Source organism: Paenibacillus terricola (genome assembly GCF_014779765.1).
Classification (GTDB): Bacteria; Bacillota; Bacilli; order Paenibacillales; family Paenibacillaceae; genus Paenibacillus_T; species Paenibacillus_T terricola.
Genome location: NZ_JACXZA010000005.1, coordinates 387,152 through 401,641, shown reverse-complemented (window position 1 = coordinate 401,641; position 14,490 = coordinate 387,152). Strand labels below are relative to the sequence as shown.

The 14,490-nt window shown below is 52.3% G+C and carries 14 protein-coding genes; 8 read left to right on the top strand and 6 right to left on the bottom strand.

Translation table 11 applies throughout. The features are described from left to right. Window positions 1–12 precede the first annotated feature (12 nt). The 4 genes from ilvA to H8B09_RS20655 all read right to left on the bottom strand — a co-directional run bounded on the left by ilvA (window position 13) and on the right by H8B09_RS20655 (window position 4,458). Window positions 13–1,284 carry a threonine ammonia-lyase IlvA gene (gene ilvA / locus H8B09_RS20670; RefSeq protein ID WP_191205454.1) on the bottom strand — a complete coding sequence of 424 codons (1,272 nt, stop codon included), beginning with the start codon at window positions 1,282–1,284 and terminating at the stop codon, window positions 13–15. Window positions 1,285–1,796: 512 nt separating this feature from the next. Next, complete coding sequence (locus H8B09_RS20665) at window positions 1,797–3,371, bottom strand: hypothetical protein (protein WP_191205453.1); 1,575 nt, start codon at window positions 3,369–3,371, stop codon at window positions 1,797–1,799. Continuing rightward, window positions 3,368–4,030 (bottom strand): ABC transporter ATP-binding protein, encoded by a 663-nt coding sequence (locus H8B09_RS20660; protein ID WP_441343351.1) that lies wholly within the window; start codon window positions 4,028–4,030, stop codon window positions 3,368–3,370. Before H8B09_RS20660 ends, H8B09_RS20665 begins: the two co-directional genes overlap by 4 nt. 44 nt (window positions 4,031–4,074) lie before the next feature. After that, window positions 4,075–4,458 carry a GntR family transcriptional regulator gene (locus H8B09_RS20655; RefSeq protein ID WP_224753815.1) on the bottom strand — a complete coding sequence of 128 codons (384 nt, stop codon included), beginning with the start codon at window positions 4,456–4,458 and terminating at the stop codon, window positions 4,075–4,077. Window positions 4,459–4,654: 196 nt separating this feature from the next. Between H8B09_RS20655 and H8B09_RS20650 the strand changes: the two genes are divergently transcribed. The 4 genes from H8B09_RS20650 (at window position 4,655) to H8B09_RS20635 (ending at window position 7,855) form a co-directional block, all read left to right on the top strand. Further along, window positions 4,655–5,677: a LacI family DNA-binding transcriptional regulator gene (locus tag H8B09_RS20650; RefSeq protein ID WP_191205451.1), complete on the top strand. Its 1,023-nt coding sequence runs from the start codon at window positions 4,655–4,657 to the stop codon at window positions 5,675–5,677. 55 nt (window positions 5,678–5,732) lie between these two features. Then, a complete protein-coding gene (locus tag H8B09_RS20645; RefSeq protein WP_318152688.1) occupies window positions 5,733–6,710 on the top strand; it encodes an RICIN domain-containing protein in 978 nt (325 codons plus the stop codon). Then, complete coding sequence (locus H8B09_RS20640; RefSeq protein ID WP_191205449.1) at window positions 6,682–6,828, top strand: RICIN domain-containing protein; 147 nt, start codon at window positions 6,682–6,684, stop codon at window positions 6,826–6,828. Before H8B09_RS20645 ends, H8B09_RS20640 begins: the two co-directional genes overlap by 29 nt. Window positions 6,829–7,033: 205 nt before the next feature. After that, on the top strand, window positions 7,034–7,855 hold the full coding sequence (locus tag H8B09_RS20635) for a hypothetical protein (RefSeq protein ID WP_224753813.1): 822 nt from the start codon (window positions 7,034–7,036) through the stop codon (window positions 7,853–7,855). Window positions 7,856–8,036: 181 nt separating this feature from the next. Here H8B09_RS20635 and H8B09_RS20630 read toward each other — a convergent pair whose 3' ends face one another. After that, window positions 8,037–10,052, bottom strand: a complete 2,016-nt coding sequence (locus H8B09_RS20630) for a glycoside hydrolase family 127 protein (RefSeq protein WP_191205448.1) — start codon at window positions 10,050–10,052, stop codon at window positions 8,037–8,039. 164 nt (window positions 10,053–10,216) lie between these two features. Here H8B09_RS20630 and H8B09_RS20625 point away from each other — a divergent pair, with 164 nt between their 5' ends. From H8B09_RS20625 to H8B09_RS20615, 3 genes are all read left to right on the top strand, one after another. Beyond that, window positions 10,217–11,068: a helix-turn-helix transcriptional regulator gene (locus H8B09_RS20625; RefSeq protein WP_191205447.1), complete on the top strand. Its 852-nt coding sequence runs from the start codon at window positions 10,217–10,219 to the stop codon at window positions 11,066–11,068. A 78-nt stretch (window positions 11,069–11,146) separates the two neighbouring features. Further along, window positions 11,147–11,815: an SOS response-associated peptidase gene (locus H8B09_RS20620; RefSeq protein WP_191205446.1), complete on the top strand. Its 669-nt coding sequence runs from the start codon at window positions 11,147–11,149 to the stop codon at window positions 11,813–11,815. A 36-nt stretch (window positions 11,816–11,851) separates the two neighbouring features. Next, window positions 11,852–12,295, top strand: a complete 444-nt coding sequence (locus tag H8B09_RS20615) for a VanZ family protein (RefSeq protein ID WP_191205445.1) — start codon at window positions 11,852–11,854, stop codon at window positions 12,293–12,295. A 61-nt stretch (window positions 12,296–12,356) separates the two neighbouring features. On the opposite strand, the gene H8B09_RS20610 is transcribed toward H8B09_RS20615, so the two are convergent. Then, complete coding sequence (locus tag H8B09_RS20610) at window positions 12,357–13,628, bottom strand: stalk domain-containing protein (RefSeq protein WP_224753812.1); 1,272 nt, start codon at window positions 13,626–13,628, stop codon at window positions 12,357–12,359. A 279-nt stretch (window positions 13,629–13,907) separates the two neighbouring features. Between H8B09_RS20610 and H8B09_RS20605 the strand changes: the two genes are divergently transcribed. Beyond that, window positions 13,908–14,402 carry a GNAT family N-acetyltransferase gene (locus tag H8B09_RS20605; protein ID WP_191205443.1) on the top strand — a complete coding sequence of 165 codons (495 nt, stop codon included), beginning with the start codon at window positions 13,908–13,910 and terminating at the stop codon, window positions 14,400–14,402. The last annotated feature ends 88 nt before the right edge of the window (window positions 14,403–14,490 follow it).

The following is a 14,490-nucleotide window of genomic DNA, read 5'->3' as shown; positions in this document are numbered from 1 at the left end:
GCCTATTCCTCCTTAGATCAGCAAATTAAACAGCAGCGGATCTTTGTTCAGCTCATAGAATGTTAAGCCTTTCGCATACATCCGTTCCATAAGCGGCGCATAGTCTTCCCGATGCTTCAGCTCAATGCCGACAAGCGCTGGGCCGTTATCTTTGTTATGCTGCTTCGTATATTCGAATCGGGTAATGTCGTCATTGGGTCCCAGCACATCGTCGAGAAACTCGCGTAGAGCGCCTGCGCGCTGCGGGAAGTTGACCATGAAATAATGCTTGAGTCCTTCATAAATAAGCGAACGCTCTTTAATTTCCTGCATGCGATCCACATCGTTATTGCCGCCGCTGATGACGCAGACGACCGACTTGCCTTTGATCTGCTCCCGATACAGGTCCAGCGCTGCAATCGGAAGCGCGCCAGCCGGTTCGGCGACGATCGCATTCTCGTTGTATAGATCGAGCAGTGTCGTACATACTTTGCCTTCCGGTACGATCAGCACATCGTCGACCAGCTCTTGGCATATCTCGAAGGTCAGTTCGCCGATTCGTTTGACTGCGGCGCCGTCTACGAATTTATCGATCTCATCAAGCGGGACGACCTTGCCTGCGTTGAGCGAACGCTGCAGGGAAGGGGCGCCTTTGGGCTCGATGCCGATGACGCGGGTCGTAGGGGAGACGGCTTTTACATATGAGGCAACGCCTGCCGCGAGACCACCACCGCCTACTGTAATGAAGATATAGTCAGGCGAGCGTTCTGCCGCCTCCATAATTTCCATGCCGATTGTGCCATTGCCTGCGATAATCTTCGAATCATCGAACGGATGGATGAAGGTCATGCCTGTTCGACCGCTCTCGGCAATTGCCTCTGCATAAGCATCGTCGAACGTATCCCCGACAAGTACAATCTCAACCTCTGAACCGCCGAAGAATGATACCTGCTTCACCTTCTGCCGAGGCGTTGTGCTTGGCATATAGATTTTGCCGCGAATGCCGAGCGTTTGGCATGAATAAGCGACGCCTTGCGCATGGTTGCCTGCGCTCGCACAGATCACGCCATGCGAGATCTGCTCCGAAGACAGCGAACGGATCATATGATAAGCGCCGCGAATTTTGAACGAACGAACGATTTGCAAATCTTCGCGTTTGAGATAGACGTCGCAATCGTAGCGCTCGGACAGCACACGGCTGTGCTGCAGCGGCGTACGCGTCACGACCTCCTTAAGGTGCAGGTGAGCTTGCATGATTTCTTCGAGTGAAATTTTGCGTGATTCGTGACTGCTCGTTGCGTTCATCTGGCGTCATCCTTTCAATGGCTATAAATGCGTGTTCAAAAAGTTCGGTTTTCAGCACCTGATGGCGAATCCACTTCTTGTGCTACTTCGTGATCAAAAGCGGACTTTTTGAACTACCTCTTAAGCCCATAATAGCATTGCATTGTACACAAAAAAATCCCGTCCCTCATAGGGACGAGATTGACTCGCGATACCACCCTTGTTCTGCCGCTCCCATTATAACCTGGAGAAGGCAGCGCTTAGTCGCGTACGTGTTCATACGCGTTCCCGGTAACGGGGGACGGCCGTCCGCGCTTACAGCTCGCTTGGAGCTTTGGTTCAGCACGGCTTCTCGGGGAGGATGCTCGATCCGGGCGCACACATCGGCTTTCAGCGGCTGCCGACTCTCTGGGGAGTGCGTGAACGGTGAACGTGTTCCCTTCGTTGAATGTGAGATGTCATCCTCTTGCAATTATACTTCGTTCGGATTGGTAATGTTATACTCCCGAACGGTCATCTTTGTCAAGAAGTTATTACTTCCACTTGAATCGACCGGCAACTCTGGCCTGCGAGCTCAGCATTGAAGTGGTGATCGTTCGCACAGAGGTTATGAAAATATACGAAGCGAATGGAATGGCGATCGCAGCCGTGATGCCAAGCCCGATCCACCAATGCGGCGCGACCCCGTTCTCGCCGAATGAGTCCGGCAATACATACATGTTAATCATCGTAGGAACAAGGTACGACGCCATTGCAAAAGGAAGACCGATAGCGGCGAGCAACGGATTCTTCATATTGCCGTATTGGGCATGGATGATAAGCGTCCCGAACAAGAAATAAGTCAGGAAGGCGATCAGGAGAAAACTTGCTCCCTCTATGTCGTTCGTTGTTGCGATTATATCCGGACGCTGAACGATATAGCGGACGACTGCGCCTACACCTGCTGCGGTCAGGGCGCCACCCACCCATAGAATGGCTGTTGTCCACATAGCGAATAGTCTGGACAGCGCAATCTTGAATGGGCTGTAAGGAAAGCTGAAGATCCATTCCATTCGGCGCTTAGTAATATCATTCGCGTAGGAGAGCGTAATGAGTGTGACTGCGAAAACACTTGGAAAAATAAGAATAACCCGTACCATGCTGACGCCTTCGTTCTCTCTGAGGGCGAAATACCCGCCGATAGCAAGCCCGATGGTTAGAATTCCTCTTGTAAGCTTCATCCATTTGTTAGATGCGATGCTCCTGTGCTTGGAACGCTCAAGCTGGATGAGACAGCGGAAGCCGGTTGCTGCCGATCGACTGCGGACGGCGCGCTGAATCAGGCTAGGTTGACGACGCGGACTGACGCCAGCCTTCCCAGTCTCGCGAGGCGTAAGTCCCCTCGTGCCGTACCTCGCAACGCCTCGAATCGCAGCATGATAGACGCCCCAGCCGAGCAATGCGAGTCCCAATGCATAGAGTACAACCATATCCGATTGATGCCAGCGAGCTGGCATCAGATAGTCGTTGTTTATTAACTTTCCTAAGTTCCCCATTGGCAGAGACCATATGAGGATATAAGGCAGGAGGATAAATCGGAACCATCCGTTCAACATTAGGGGAACAAGAGCGGTGATGCTTGTGACGAACAATACGATCGCTGCATACAACAACCCGTATGCTCCTGCGTCTGCCCATAAACGTCCGTTGCTTGCATGAAAGGGCGATTCCGTCAACATCGCTGCACCAAAGTTATGAATGGTGGCTATGAGCCAGAATGCAGCAGCAATATAGCCGTTCAACCGAAGGGTGGCTAGCAGCTTTGCCCGTATAAGCGTGCGGCGGTCGAGCGGGAATGTCAGCCACCATTCTTGAAACGGCTGATGCGTTGACTGCATGGCGCGAATGCTATTCGGCATGATGAATGCAATCCATGATAGGCATGCACCAAGCAGGTAGATGGCTTCCGGTTCGTTGCGATCGCCGAATACAATACGGCAAGCAAGGACAGTGATGGCGATACCGAATAGCCAGTAAGCGGCGCGTCTCTTCGTTGTTGGAAGATAGGGGGTAAAAGCGCTGTGCTCGAACGCAACAATCGGACTAAAGGAACGATGATGTCGGCTCATGCGAACACTTCCCTATAGCAGGATTCGACGGAGTGCCCCTCATCGCGAAGCTCCTCTGTATCATAAACACCTTTAATCGTGCCATCCCCGATTAGAATGATACGGTCGAACATCGATTCCATCTCGCGAATGTCATGCGTTGCGATAAGGAAGGTGCGATCGCCGCCGGCCGTTTCTTCTGCAATCGCCGAGGAGATGCGTTCTCGCGACAGCAAATCGACACCAGTGAAAGGCTCGTCGAGTATGACGATCTTCGTGCGACGGGATAAGCATGTTAACAGCTGCAACCGAGCCTCTTGACCGCGGGACATTGTCCCGATCCCCATGGTGCGATCAACCTCCAGCTTGCGTACCCATTCGCGTTCCAGCGCAATGTCCCAGTCGGGATAGATGCCGGAAGCATAGCCAAGCCATTGGTCAGCCGTCAGCCAATTGGGAAGTTGTCCACGGTCCGGCAGGAAGGATAGCTGCGCGAGCGTTTCGACGCCAGGCTTGCGTCCAAGCACTTCGACGAAACCGCCAGTAGGTTCAAGAATGCCAGTCAGAATACGCATGAGCGTCGATTTGCCGGCGCCGTTTGGTCCAAGCAGACCAACAATAGAGCCGCTGTTCGTGGAGAACGTGACATTGCGGAGTGCCTGCTTCTTCTTGAAAATCATTTCGACGCCGGTGCATTGAATGGTTACCGTTTGTTCCATCATGATTATTCCTCCTCTTGGGCTAAGGCGATGAATTGCTCAAGCGTCAGGCCGATTGATTGCGCAAGCTCTTCCAGTCGCGCAACCGCTGAGCGTGCCAGCTCGCGGCGTGAACGCGTTATGGCGGATTCTTCATTCGTAACGAACGTGCCTTGTCCGCGATAGGTAACGAGCAGCGACAGTCGCTCCAGCTCTTGGTAGGTTTTCATGATGGTTGTTGGATTGACGCGCAGCGACGATGCGGTTTCTCGGACAGAGGGAAGTCTCGTTCCAGGTGCCAGCTGGCCTTTGGCGATCATTGCCCGAATCTGTTCGACGAATTGCTCGTACAGCGGGCGGGACGGATCAATCTGAAACTCGTCAATCCGCCAAATCATATCTGGGGGCATTGGATCGTTCACCAGCCCTTTCTTTGTTTGAGGTGTATGATTACAGACCATACACTAGATATTGGAAACAGTGTATCACGCGTCACCATACACTGCAAGAGGGGTATGCCAAGATATGACAAAAAAACAGGTATAGGTTGATATCGCTAGACTTAAAGCCTATAATTTTGATAAAAAAGACAAGGTTGATTGTATCGTGGACAATAAAATCGTAGATGTCGCCAAGAGAGCCGGCGTATCGGCTGCAACCGTATCGCGTGTGTTGAACGACAGCGGCCTTGTATCGGACAAAACAAAGCAGAAGGTGCGCCAAGCAATCGAGGAGCTGGATTATCATCCGCATGCGGCTGCGAAGCAGCTGCGTTCTCAGCGTACGATGACGATCGGCGTCATCGTACCCGACATTATCGTCTCCTACTTCTCGGAGATCATCAAAGGAATCGAAAATGCAGCGTATGCCCGCAAATATAAAGTAATTATTTGTGACTCGGACAATGAGCTGGAGAAAGAGATGGAATATCTCGGCTTGCTCTCCAATCGGACGGTCGATGGCATGATTCTCGTTACACCGTTCGTTAGTGATGAAGTAATCAAGGATTACTCTCAGAAGGGTTATGTGCTTGGCGTCATCGGCAGAGAGATTGATAGCGATGTCATTCTGAGCTGCAAAACGAACAATGTGCAGTTCTCGGAATCGGCTGTTTGCCATCTTATCGAGCAAGGTCATAAGCAGATTGCTTATATCGGCGGCTTCTCGGATTCATTGGAAAATTATGAGCGGATGGAAGGATACTTGAAGGCGCTGAAGGATAATCGAATCCCTTTCAAGCCGAGTCTTATTGATTCGGGTCATTTTCAGGAAAGCGGCGGATATGAGGCAGCGATAAGGCTGTTCGATCGGCAAGAGCCGTTCACTGCGGTGTATACGGCCAATGACGAGATGGCGCTGGGCGTATATAGAGCCTGTCGGGAGAAGGGGCTGCGCATACCGGAAGACCTGGCTGTTGTTGGCGTCGATAACAACCGGATCACAGGTTACATCGTGCCAACGCTCAGCACGGTGGAGCAGCCGAAGTACGAGATGGGCGTATGTCTGGCCGAGAAGCTCATCGATCAGTTGAACGACGTGAACGAGAGCGGCCAATCGGGCGGAAGTAAGCGGACCGTTATTAATGCGAGGCTCATCATAAGAGAATCTTCCAACTATCAGCGAGGCTAGCAATCCGCTTGCCAGAATCGGTGTTACAAGAAAGCTGTCTTAGAAGTCTAATACCATCGCCTATGACCACAACTACGATGACATCAGCTATCCGACCACTGTACTTAACAATGCCTCATCTTATGTTAGCGGCAGCGCATTCCACTACTACTCCTCACTCAGCCATTCGAATTTGACGACGCTTCATAACAATTATCCAAGCAAGGACATCTGGTTCACGGAAGGCGGCAGCGGCACGTGGATCGGCGGCGGCACAGACAAGGGCATGTTCCAGGATCTGATGATGCATACGATTCGTTTCCCTCGAAACTGGGCGAAGTCGTATATCATGTGGAATGTCGCATTGGATCAAAATGGAGGCCCAGCGCTTGCCGGTGTCGGCAACACCAACCGGGGTCTGCTTACGATCCGCTCGGACGTGAACGACAGTGTGACTTACAATTCGCAATACTACGGCCTCGGCCATAGCAGCAAATTCGTTGATCCAGGTGCGCTTCGCATCGACTCGAACACCTATCAGGACAATATAGAGGACGTCGCGTACAAGAATCCGGACGGCTCGATCGCTGTTATTTTGTCCAACCGTCTCACTAGCTCCAAGTCTGTGAAGATTCAATGGGGCTCGCAATCGTTCACCTATCAGGTGCCGACCGAGAGCGCCATTACATTCAAATGGACGGCGGGCTCGTCCACGACCACACCGCCGATTACGCCAGTGGTGAATACGAACTACAAGATCGTCGCGAAGCATAGCGGCAAAGCGTTGGACGTCACTAGCGCATCGACAGCCGATGGCGCTAAGGTGCAGCAATGGGATTATGCAGGCGGGAACAATCAGAAGTGGTATTTGAAGGATGCGGGCAACGGCTATTACAACATCATTAACGTGAACAGCGGCAAAGCGTTGGATGTCACCGGTGCTTCGACAGCCAATGGAGGCGTTATTCAACAGTGGGCTTTGTCCGGAGCAGGCGGCAACAATCAAGCAATGGCAGGTCGTCGCGGTGAGCGGCGGTTATTACAAGATTATTAATCGCAACAGCAGCAAAGCGTTGGATATCGCAAATGTATCGACAGCTAACGGCGCTGTCGTTCAGCAGTGGACTTATACAGGCGCTGACAACCAGCTATTCTCGTTCCAGACGCCGTAATCAGTTGTACGAATCGGAGGCAGCCGAAGTTGGGCTGTCTCTTTTGTGTTTGGATGGTTTGTCAGGCCGAATGCCGCCGGTTCTTGAGGAATAATGTAGGAGGAGAAGTAGTTTCCAAATGAGGGTTGACAATGCGATTGATAATCGTTATCATTTAAAACATCCAATTGATAATCGTTATCACACATATGAATAGGAGGCTGGCATGATGGAGGGCGGAGAGACGCTTAGCAAGCAGACGCCATGGGATTGGATGACGTATCCGTTCTCGTCGGTAAAGACAGATGGCAGCCAACTATACGCAGCTTCGCCTGGCAATGGCATTTATTGCGGCGATGAGTCTGGTAACTGGCAGCATATTAGCAAGACGTTGTCTGATGAGCTCGTGGTCAATCGACTGCAGTTGATTCAAGGCAAGTTATATGCGTGCACGAATGAAGGGTTATATACATTTGAAGACGGGCAGTGGGAGCAGCCGGAGCATTCGGTCCCATGCTATCAATATAAAACATCAGGACAATGCAGCTTCATGGGTACAGACTATGGATTATGGCATCGGTGTGGAGATGGTGCCTGGCATAAGGTCGCTTGCCCGGAGCGCAAAGTGTACGATTTCCTGAATATGCCGCAGTTTCTTATTGTTGGGCACGAGGAAGGCGTCTCTATCTATGATCGATTCACCGACGAGTGGGTGGACTTCCAATTAGGCGTTGGCGTTACATCGTTGACGGTCTATCACGGTCATTTGCTTGGCACAGGTGAGGGAGGCGAACTGATCGTAGGCAACAAGCAGGGCGGCTTCGACGTTGTCCGCTTTGGCAACCGGCTCGTATTCACACTTATTCGGTATGGACGTGATGTCTATGCTTGTACGGATAAAGGTTTGTATCGGATTGGTTATTTGTGCGGTCAAATTACGATGTTCGCGGTTAAGCTGGGGTTCCCGGTGACGGATGTCGATACGCATGATGGCCAGCTGTATATGGCAACGCTGTTCGAGGGCATTCTGCAGATGGATCTTCCTTAAGTAGTAAGGCCCGACGCCGCAGGCGTGTGTGCGTCGGGCAATGATGGCGAATGCTTCACTCATTCGCGTTTCACGTTTCGTACTACCCCCTTTAATTGAATAAGGCAGCTGCGCTAATGTGCCGCGCCGCTGCCTTGCCCTGCCGGAGATGCCGGCAGGTCTTTTTTTATTCAACTAGTTGCTAGTTGCGGTAACGAACCCAGACCGACATCTCGCCTGGCGTACGGTTGCCCCACAGCGCGTAAGGTACCGCACGAACTGCAGCCGCTTCCGGTTGAGGGATAGATGCCGCACTGTACAACTGATCCGCTTCAACAACCACCGCATCACGATAGCCTTCGCCTACGAGCACAACAGCGCCTGGCAGCAGGTTGTCGTTCTGTTCGGTCGTAAACTCACCATCGGCTTTAATCGAGAGCGATGCCAGCTTGCTGCCATTGTCCATTTCTTCGAGGCAGTAAACAAGCGGACCACGCTGCAGGGCAATACGACCTGCATTGTAGCGAACCTCGGCATTCGCCGTAAGGCGAAGGACAGGCATGTCGAGCGTCAGCTCGATCGTATCTTCGCTGCTCCATTCGCGCGTAATCACCAAGTAGCCATCGCGAACTTCAGCAGCGCTGTCGGCCAGCGGTTGTCCATTCAGTACTACCGATGGGCGTTTGCCATTCGTCCAGCCTGGCAGACGGAACGCAAGCGAGAACGAAGCGGAACCGTTAAGCTCGTTCAGTTTGAACGATGCGCTGCCGCTCCAAGGCATTGCCGTCGTCTGCGTCAGCTTGAACGAGGAATCACCCAGCTGTACGTTCGCTTCGCTGCCGATGTACAGGTGCGTATATGCCGTACGGCTTACAGCATCCGTCGTGTAGATGTATTCGCCGAGCGACGTCAAGAGACGCGCGATGTTCGGCGGGCAGCAAGCGCAGCCGAACCAATGTTGGCGAACCGGCTTTACGTGATGCTTGCCTGGGTTGCATGAACAAGCATGCGGCCACACTTCGAGCGGATTGACGTAGAAGTAGCTTTTGCCATCAAGCGCGATACCGGAAATAACCGTGTTATACAACGCACGCTCCAGCACGTCTGCATACTCAGCCTTCGGCTCCAGACGGAGCATGCGGCTTGCGAAGAAGACGAGACCGATCGAAGCGCAAGTTTCGGCATAGACCGTATCGTTCGGCAGGTCGTAGCTAGCTGTGAACGCCTCGCCATGATGCGTCGAGCCAATGCCGCCCGTTACATACATTTGCGTGCGCGTCATTTCCTTCCACAGCGTGCGGCAAGCTTCCAGCAGGGTTGGATCATTGTTCAAGCCCGCGAGATCCGCCATTGCCGTGTACATATAGACGGCGCGAACGGAGTGGCCGACTGCGTGCTTTTGCTCGCGTACGGGTACATCCGCTTGAAAATATTTCAGATCCGGCTTGCGCGTATTGTCCGGCATATGCGGGTTCGGCGACCAGATCGACGTGCGGCCGCGTTTCTCGAATTCATCGAGGAAGAAGGCTGGCGAATTGCCGCGCTCATCAATGAAATAAGCAGCAAGCTTTATATAACGTTCTTCGCCCGTTGTTTGGTACAGCTTCACGAGTGCAAGCTCGATCTCTTGGTGGCCGTCATAGCCTCGGATCTTGCCAGGCTCGGTGCCGAAGGTGCGGTCGATGCAGTCGGCGAAGCGACAAGCGATATCTAGGATTTTGCGTTTGCCGGTTGCGTGATAGTACGAGACCGCCGCTTCAATGAGGTGGCCTGCGCAGTACAGCTCATGCGCTTCCGTCAAGTTAGACCAACGCTTATCCAGCCCGTTAATTTGATAGAAGGAGTTAATATAGCCGTCTGGGAGCTGAACTTTCTCCAGCAGGTCGATCGCCTCGTCTGCAATCGTCTCCCAATGCGGATCAGGATGGGTCGAGAGACGGTAGCCGACGGCTTCCAGCCATTTGTACAGGTCGCTGTCTTGGAATACAAAGCCGTTGAAGCTTCCTTGCTCGATGCCTGCTGCGATGCGCAGGTTCTGGATCGCATAGCTTGGCGCGGCGCCTTCGACGCGGTCGTTAAGCGCTTCCCATTGATAGGGAATGACCGCTTCACGCGCCAGATTGGCATAAGAAGTCCAGAATGGATCGTGGATGGAGACACTCTTCAGCGGGACAGCGGATGCAGGATTAAGCTTGTCGTTCAAACGATCGATTGGCATATTGTCAGTCTCCTTAATTTTGCAAGATTCGTTCAAATATATGACGATATAAGTTTGCTTTACAACCCTATTTTATTTGATAAAATGAAAGGGAAACAGCAACTTATACAATGTTAATTTTGCATAATTACACAGTCTTCTAACTCGAGAAAGGGTTGCTCCCGATGACGAACCAGCAGCTGCTCACTTATTTATCGCCGCCGCTTCCTTATTTTATTGAATCCAATCGCACGACTTATGCGGTAGGAGAAGAACATCCGACGAGGGCGAACCTCGGGGTGTTCGATATGTTATTCGTTCATAAAGGCATGCTGCATATCGGAGAAGAGGACAAGCAGTGGACGCTGGGAGAAGGGCAGATGCTTATTCTTCGGCCGGACCGCTGGCATTACTCGACTAAGCCGTGCGAGCAGGAGACGGTATTTGACTGGGTCCACTTCCAAGCGCCAGGCAATTGGGAGGAGACGGACGGACCGCAGTCCGGTACGCTCCGCGGAGACTATTACACCTATGCGATTCGGCTTCCTAAGCATATGACGCTCACTTATCCGGATGAGGCCAAGGAAATGTTTGCAGGTCTGCATGAGGCAGCGATGGGTTCAACCCATGCAGCATTCTGGGAGCGGCAGCAGCGGTTTCTTCATCTGCTTCAGATGCTGGACGAGGGCTGGCGGACGGACGAAGCGAAGGCTGCCGTGTCCGTTGCTGAACGGGCTGCCGCTTATATGAAGCTGAACTACCGTTCATCCGTTAGCAATCGGATGCTGAGCGAGGCGCTGCATCTGCATTCCAATTACATAGCTCGCTGCATGACCGAGGTGTTCGGCTGCACCCCGCAGCAGTTTCTGCTCTACTATCGGCTGGATCAGGCTAAGCTGCTGCTTATTAAGACAGACTGGCCGATCGCGCGGGTAGCGGAGGAGACAGGATTCAGACAGACGCCGCATTTTTCAAGATTATTCTCCGAGCATACAGGGCTGTCGCCGCTCCGGTTCCGCAAACGGTTCACCATTTAGAAATTGCAGCCCGCATGCATAATCTTCCTGCATTCTGCCAGATACTACCGTATCCTAGAGTGAAGGCAGGCGTGGCTTGTGGAGCGATTTGCACTGCGGTCGGATGTTACAGATATCGTAGATCAGTTTAATGTATGGAAGGTAAAGAATTGCATGGCCAATCGGTTCAATATCGCGCCGAGGCAAGCGGTTTCGATTATTATGACGGATCGGCTGCGTCAGCGGTCGATCGATGCGGCGCGGTGGGGCTTGTATCCGTTCTGGGCGAAGGAATCGGTGAACGCCGACGGCGAGCGGGTAGAATCGAAGCGGTATTTTTACCGTATGCTGAAGAGTCAGCGGTGCATTGTGCCCTGCACGGGCTTCTTCGGTTGGAAGCAGGACGGAATCGAGCGGGATCCGCGGGCCATGCATATCGTTGTGGACCGTCAACCGCTGTTCGGGATGGCAGGCATCTATGATATCTGGGTCAACCCGCAAGGCGTGGAGGAACGGGCGTTTACGATTCTGACGGTTCCTGCCTCGGGACCGATGGCAGCTTGGCAGCCGAGATTGCCCGTCGTACTGGATGCCGAGGCCGTGGAAGTTTGGCTGAATCCTGACATTACCGATTTTGCTCAGGTGCGCACGTATGTTCAACCGCTGGAGCCATTCCAGCTGCGCTCGTATCCGGTTACGAATGCCGTGAACGATGAAGGCTATGAAGCGCCGGATTGCACGTTGGAATTGAATCTGGGAACGATATAGCGTGTTGATTTTGTAGGAAAGCAGGTTTGTGTCACATTGCGAAACGTAGGAATTGTATTATGGTGCTTTGTTATTCTGGTTTGCGTCTGTACGGTTAACTTCCAGCAACTGCTTGATCATGGGACGGTGTCGTTCCAGTTGAACAGGCATCCTGTCTTAAGCGATTATTTGATGGTTAGCGATATTTCGCTGCACAGCCGAATCTATGTCACGCAGAAAATCGGGCATTTCTCCTGCTTCTTCATTCTGACGCTGATCGCTACGTTCGGAGCGAGGAGCCGCGCGGCATTCAGACGCGGTTTTCTGTTCGCGCTTGGCTTCGCGGTATTCACGGAGCTGCTGCAGCCGTTCTTCGGCCGTGACGGAAGAATCGTCGATATGTTCATTGATAGTGCGGGCATTGTGCTGGCTGCACTGATCGTGCGATTGTCAGGAAGCGTGAAGCGGGATTCGCGGCGGAACAGCCGTATGTATTATTAGAATGCAGAAGGGACAGAGCGGATGGCTCTGTCCCTTTGTTTTGTGTACCGAACGCTGCTGCTTAATGAATCGGTGTGATCGATTTCCCTATAGCGCTCATCATTTTATCGCCGATGAGGCCGATTCGCCAGATCGCGACGCCTTTGAGTCCGTAGCGTTTGGCTAGTCCGATTTTGCTGCCGATCGATTGATCCGTTTCGCTGCCTAGCGAAATGCCCAACACGAGCTTCGATTTGGGCACTTCCTTAAGCGCCAGCTGAATCGCTTCGTTCACAAGTGAGAGTGGCTCGGGAGCCTTAGCGTAAGGTTTATAGTCATAAGCCATAAGGATGATTTCATCTGCATAGCGGGATAATGTCGCGTAATCATAGCCGTGATACGAGCTGTTCTGAGGATGAAGCGCCAACGTCAGTGTTAGATCTGCTGCTTCTGCCTGCTGATCAAGCTTTTGAACGAAGCTGTTGAATGTTTGTTGTACCGCCTTACGATCTCCCGTCAGTCCAAGCCCTTCAAAGTCGAGCGTTATACCGGTAAAATGATGCTCCACAGCGAGCTCAACCATTTGATCGATTACACGTTTCTGCTGATCGGCATCGCCTAACAGCTTGGTCAATTCGCCATTGCCGTCCATGGCCGCCACCATCAGATTCGCGCCGCTGCCCTGCGTTGTCGTATCGCCAACGATCGTATCCGGCGTAATGCTGCCTGCGGCTTCAGGCCAATAGAAATCTTTCCCCTCCAGCGTAAGGTCTCCAGTCGCAGGATCAATCCGCGTCCAGCCATAGGAGACAGCATCGAAATTCTTCACATACTCAAGCTCGAAGAAGGAACGAATGGCGTAGAACGCCTCGGTATACATGGGTTCAACAGATGAAGTAATCGTAACGGTCTGCGAGGGGCCATTCCAACCGACTTGCGCACCGAATTGGGTGCTGAAGAAGCTGAGCGGGACGAAGAAGGTGCCATTCTTGATGATTGGCGCTTTGGTAAGCTGTTTCTTCTGTCCGTTAACCGTAGCTGTCAGTTGAGATTGACGGAGGATGACCTCCGTTGTAGAGCTGCCTTGTTTCTTCTTCGCCGTTAACGTGTGGGTCTGGTTCGACCAAGCGACCTGAATGTTCATCGCTTCGGCGATCGCGCGGAACGGCACCATAATTGTGCCTGCCGAGTTAAACGGAGCAGAAGGAAAAGGAAGCGGGAAGCCGTCGAGCATAACGGTGACTGGCTTAGCCTGTGTAGTCACAGCAGCAGCAGTCGATGTGCCTGGCACAGCTGTTAGCAGCATCGCTGCCGCGCAGCATGAGAGGAACAAGTTTCGTAATTTCATGCGCATCGTGCATCTCCTTTAACGTTATCGGAATGATCGTCAAGCCATTGGCCGAACGTAATAGCGCTTCTTCGATCATAACGCGAAACGTAAGGGGATAGTTGCACAATTATAATTAAATATATGGAAAACGTGTATGAAAAAAACAAACCGATGGGGTTGTTCGAACGTTGCAGTGAGTAGCGACGTTGAGCTTTACTGCATGGATTGGAGCGAGAAATCGCGCCTGATTGGGCACAATGATAGGATAAGCGTGGAGATAGATATAGTTTAGGGGGCGGCAGCATGATGATCAGACCCATTCAACCAGGAGATAATCAGGATATTGAAGCTATTATTCGGAATTGTTTAATTGAGTTTGGCGGGAACCGTGCGGGGCTGGCGTGGGAGGATGAAAGCTTGAGTCATTTGTCCGATTATTATCATCGTGAAGGCAGGGCTTATTGGGTTGCGTTGGATGACAGCGGGAAGATGCTTGGCGGCTGCGGGATCGCGGAATTCGGTTCGTTGGAGGGCGGGGTCTGTGAGCTGCAGAAGATGTATTTGCTGCCGGAGGCGCGAGGGACAGGTCTTGCCCCTAGCCTGCTTGAGCATGCACTGCGGTTTGCAGGTCAGCATTATCGCACCTGCTATTTGGAGACGCTTCAAAGCATGCAAGCAGCGAACCGCTTTTATGTGAAACATGGCTTTCAAGCGTTGGAGGCCCCGCTTGCCGGGTCTGAGCATTACTCATGTGATGCATGGTATATTCGCGATGTAAGGCGAGCATCGGAGAGATAGAGTAGTTGAAAGCAACTTAAGTATCCAACACAGCCAGGGCAGTCGGATAGGATACATCGAAATATCCTATCCAACCATCCCGCCTTCC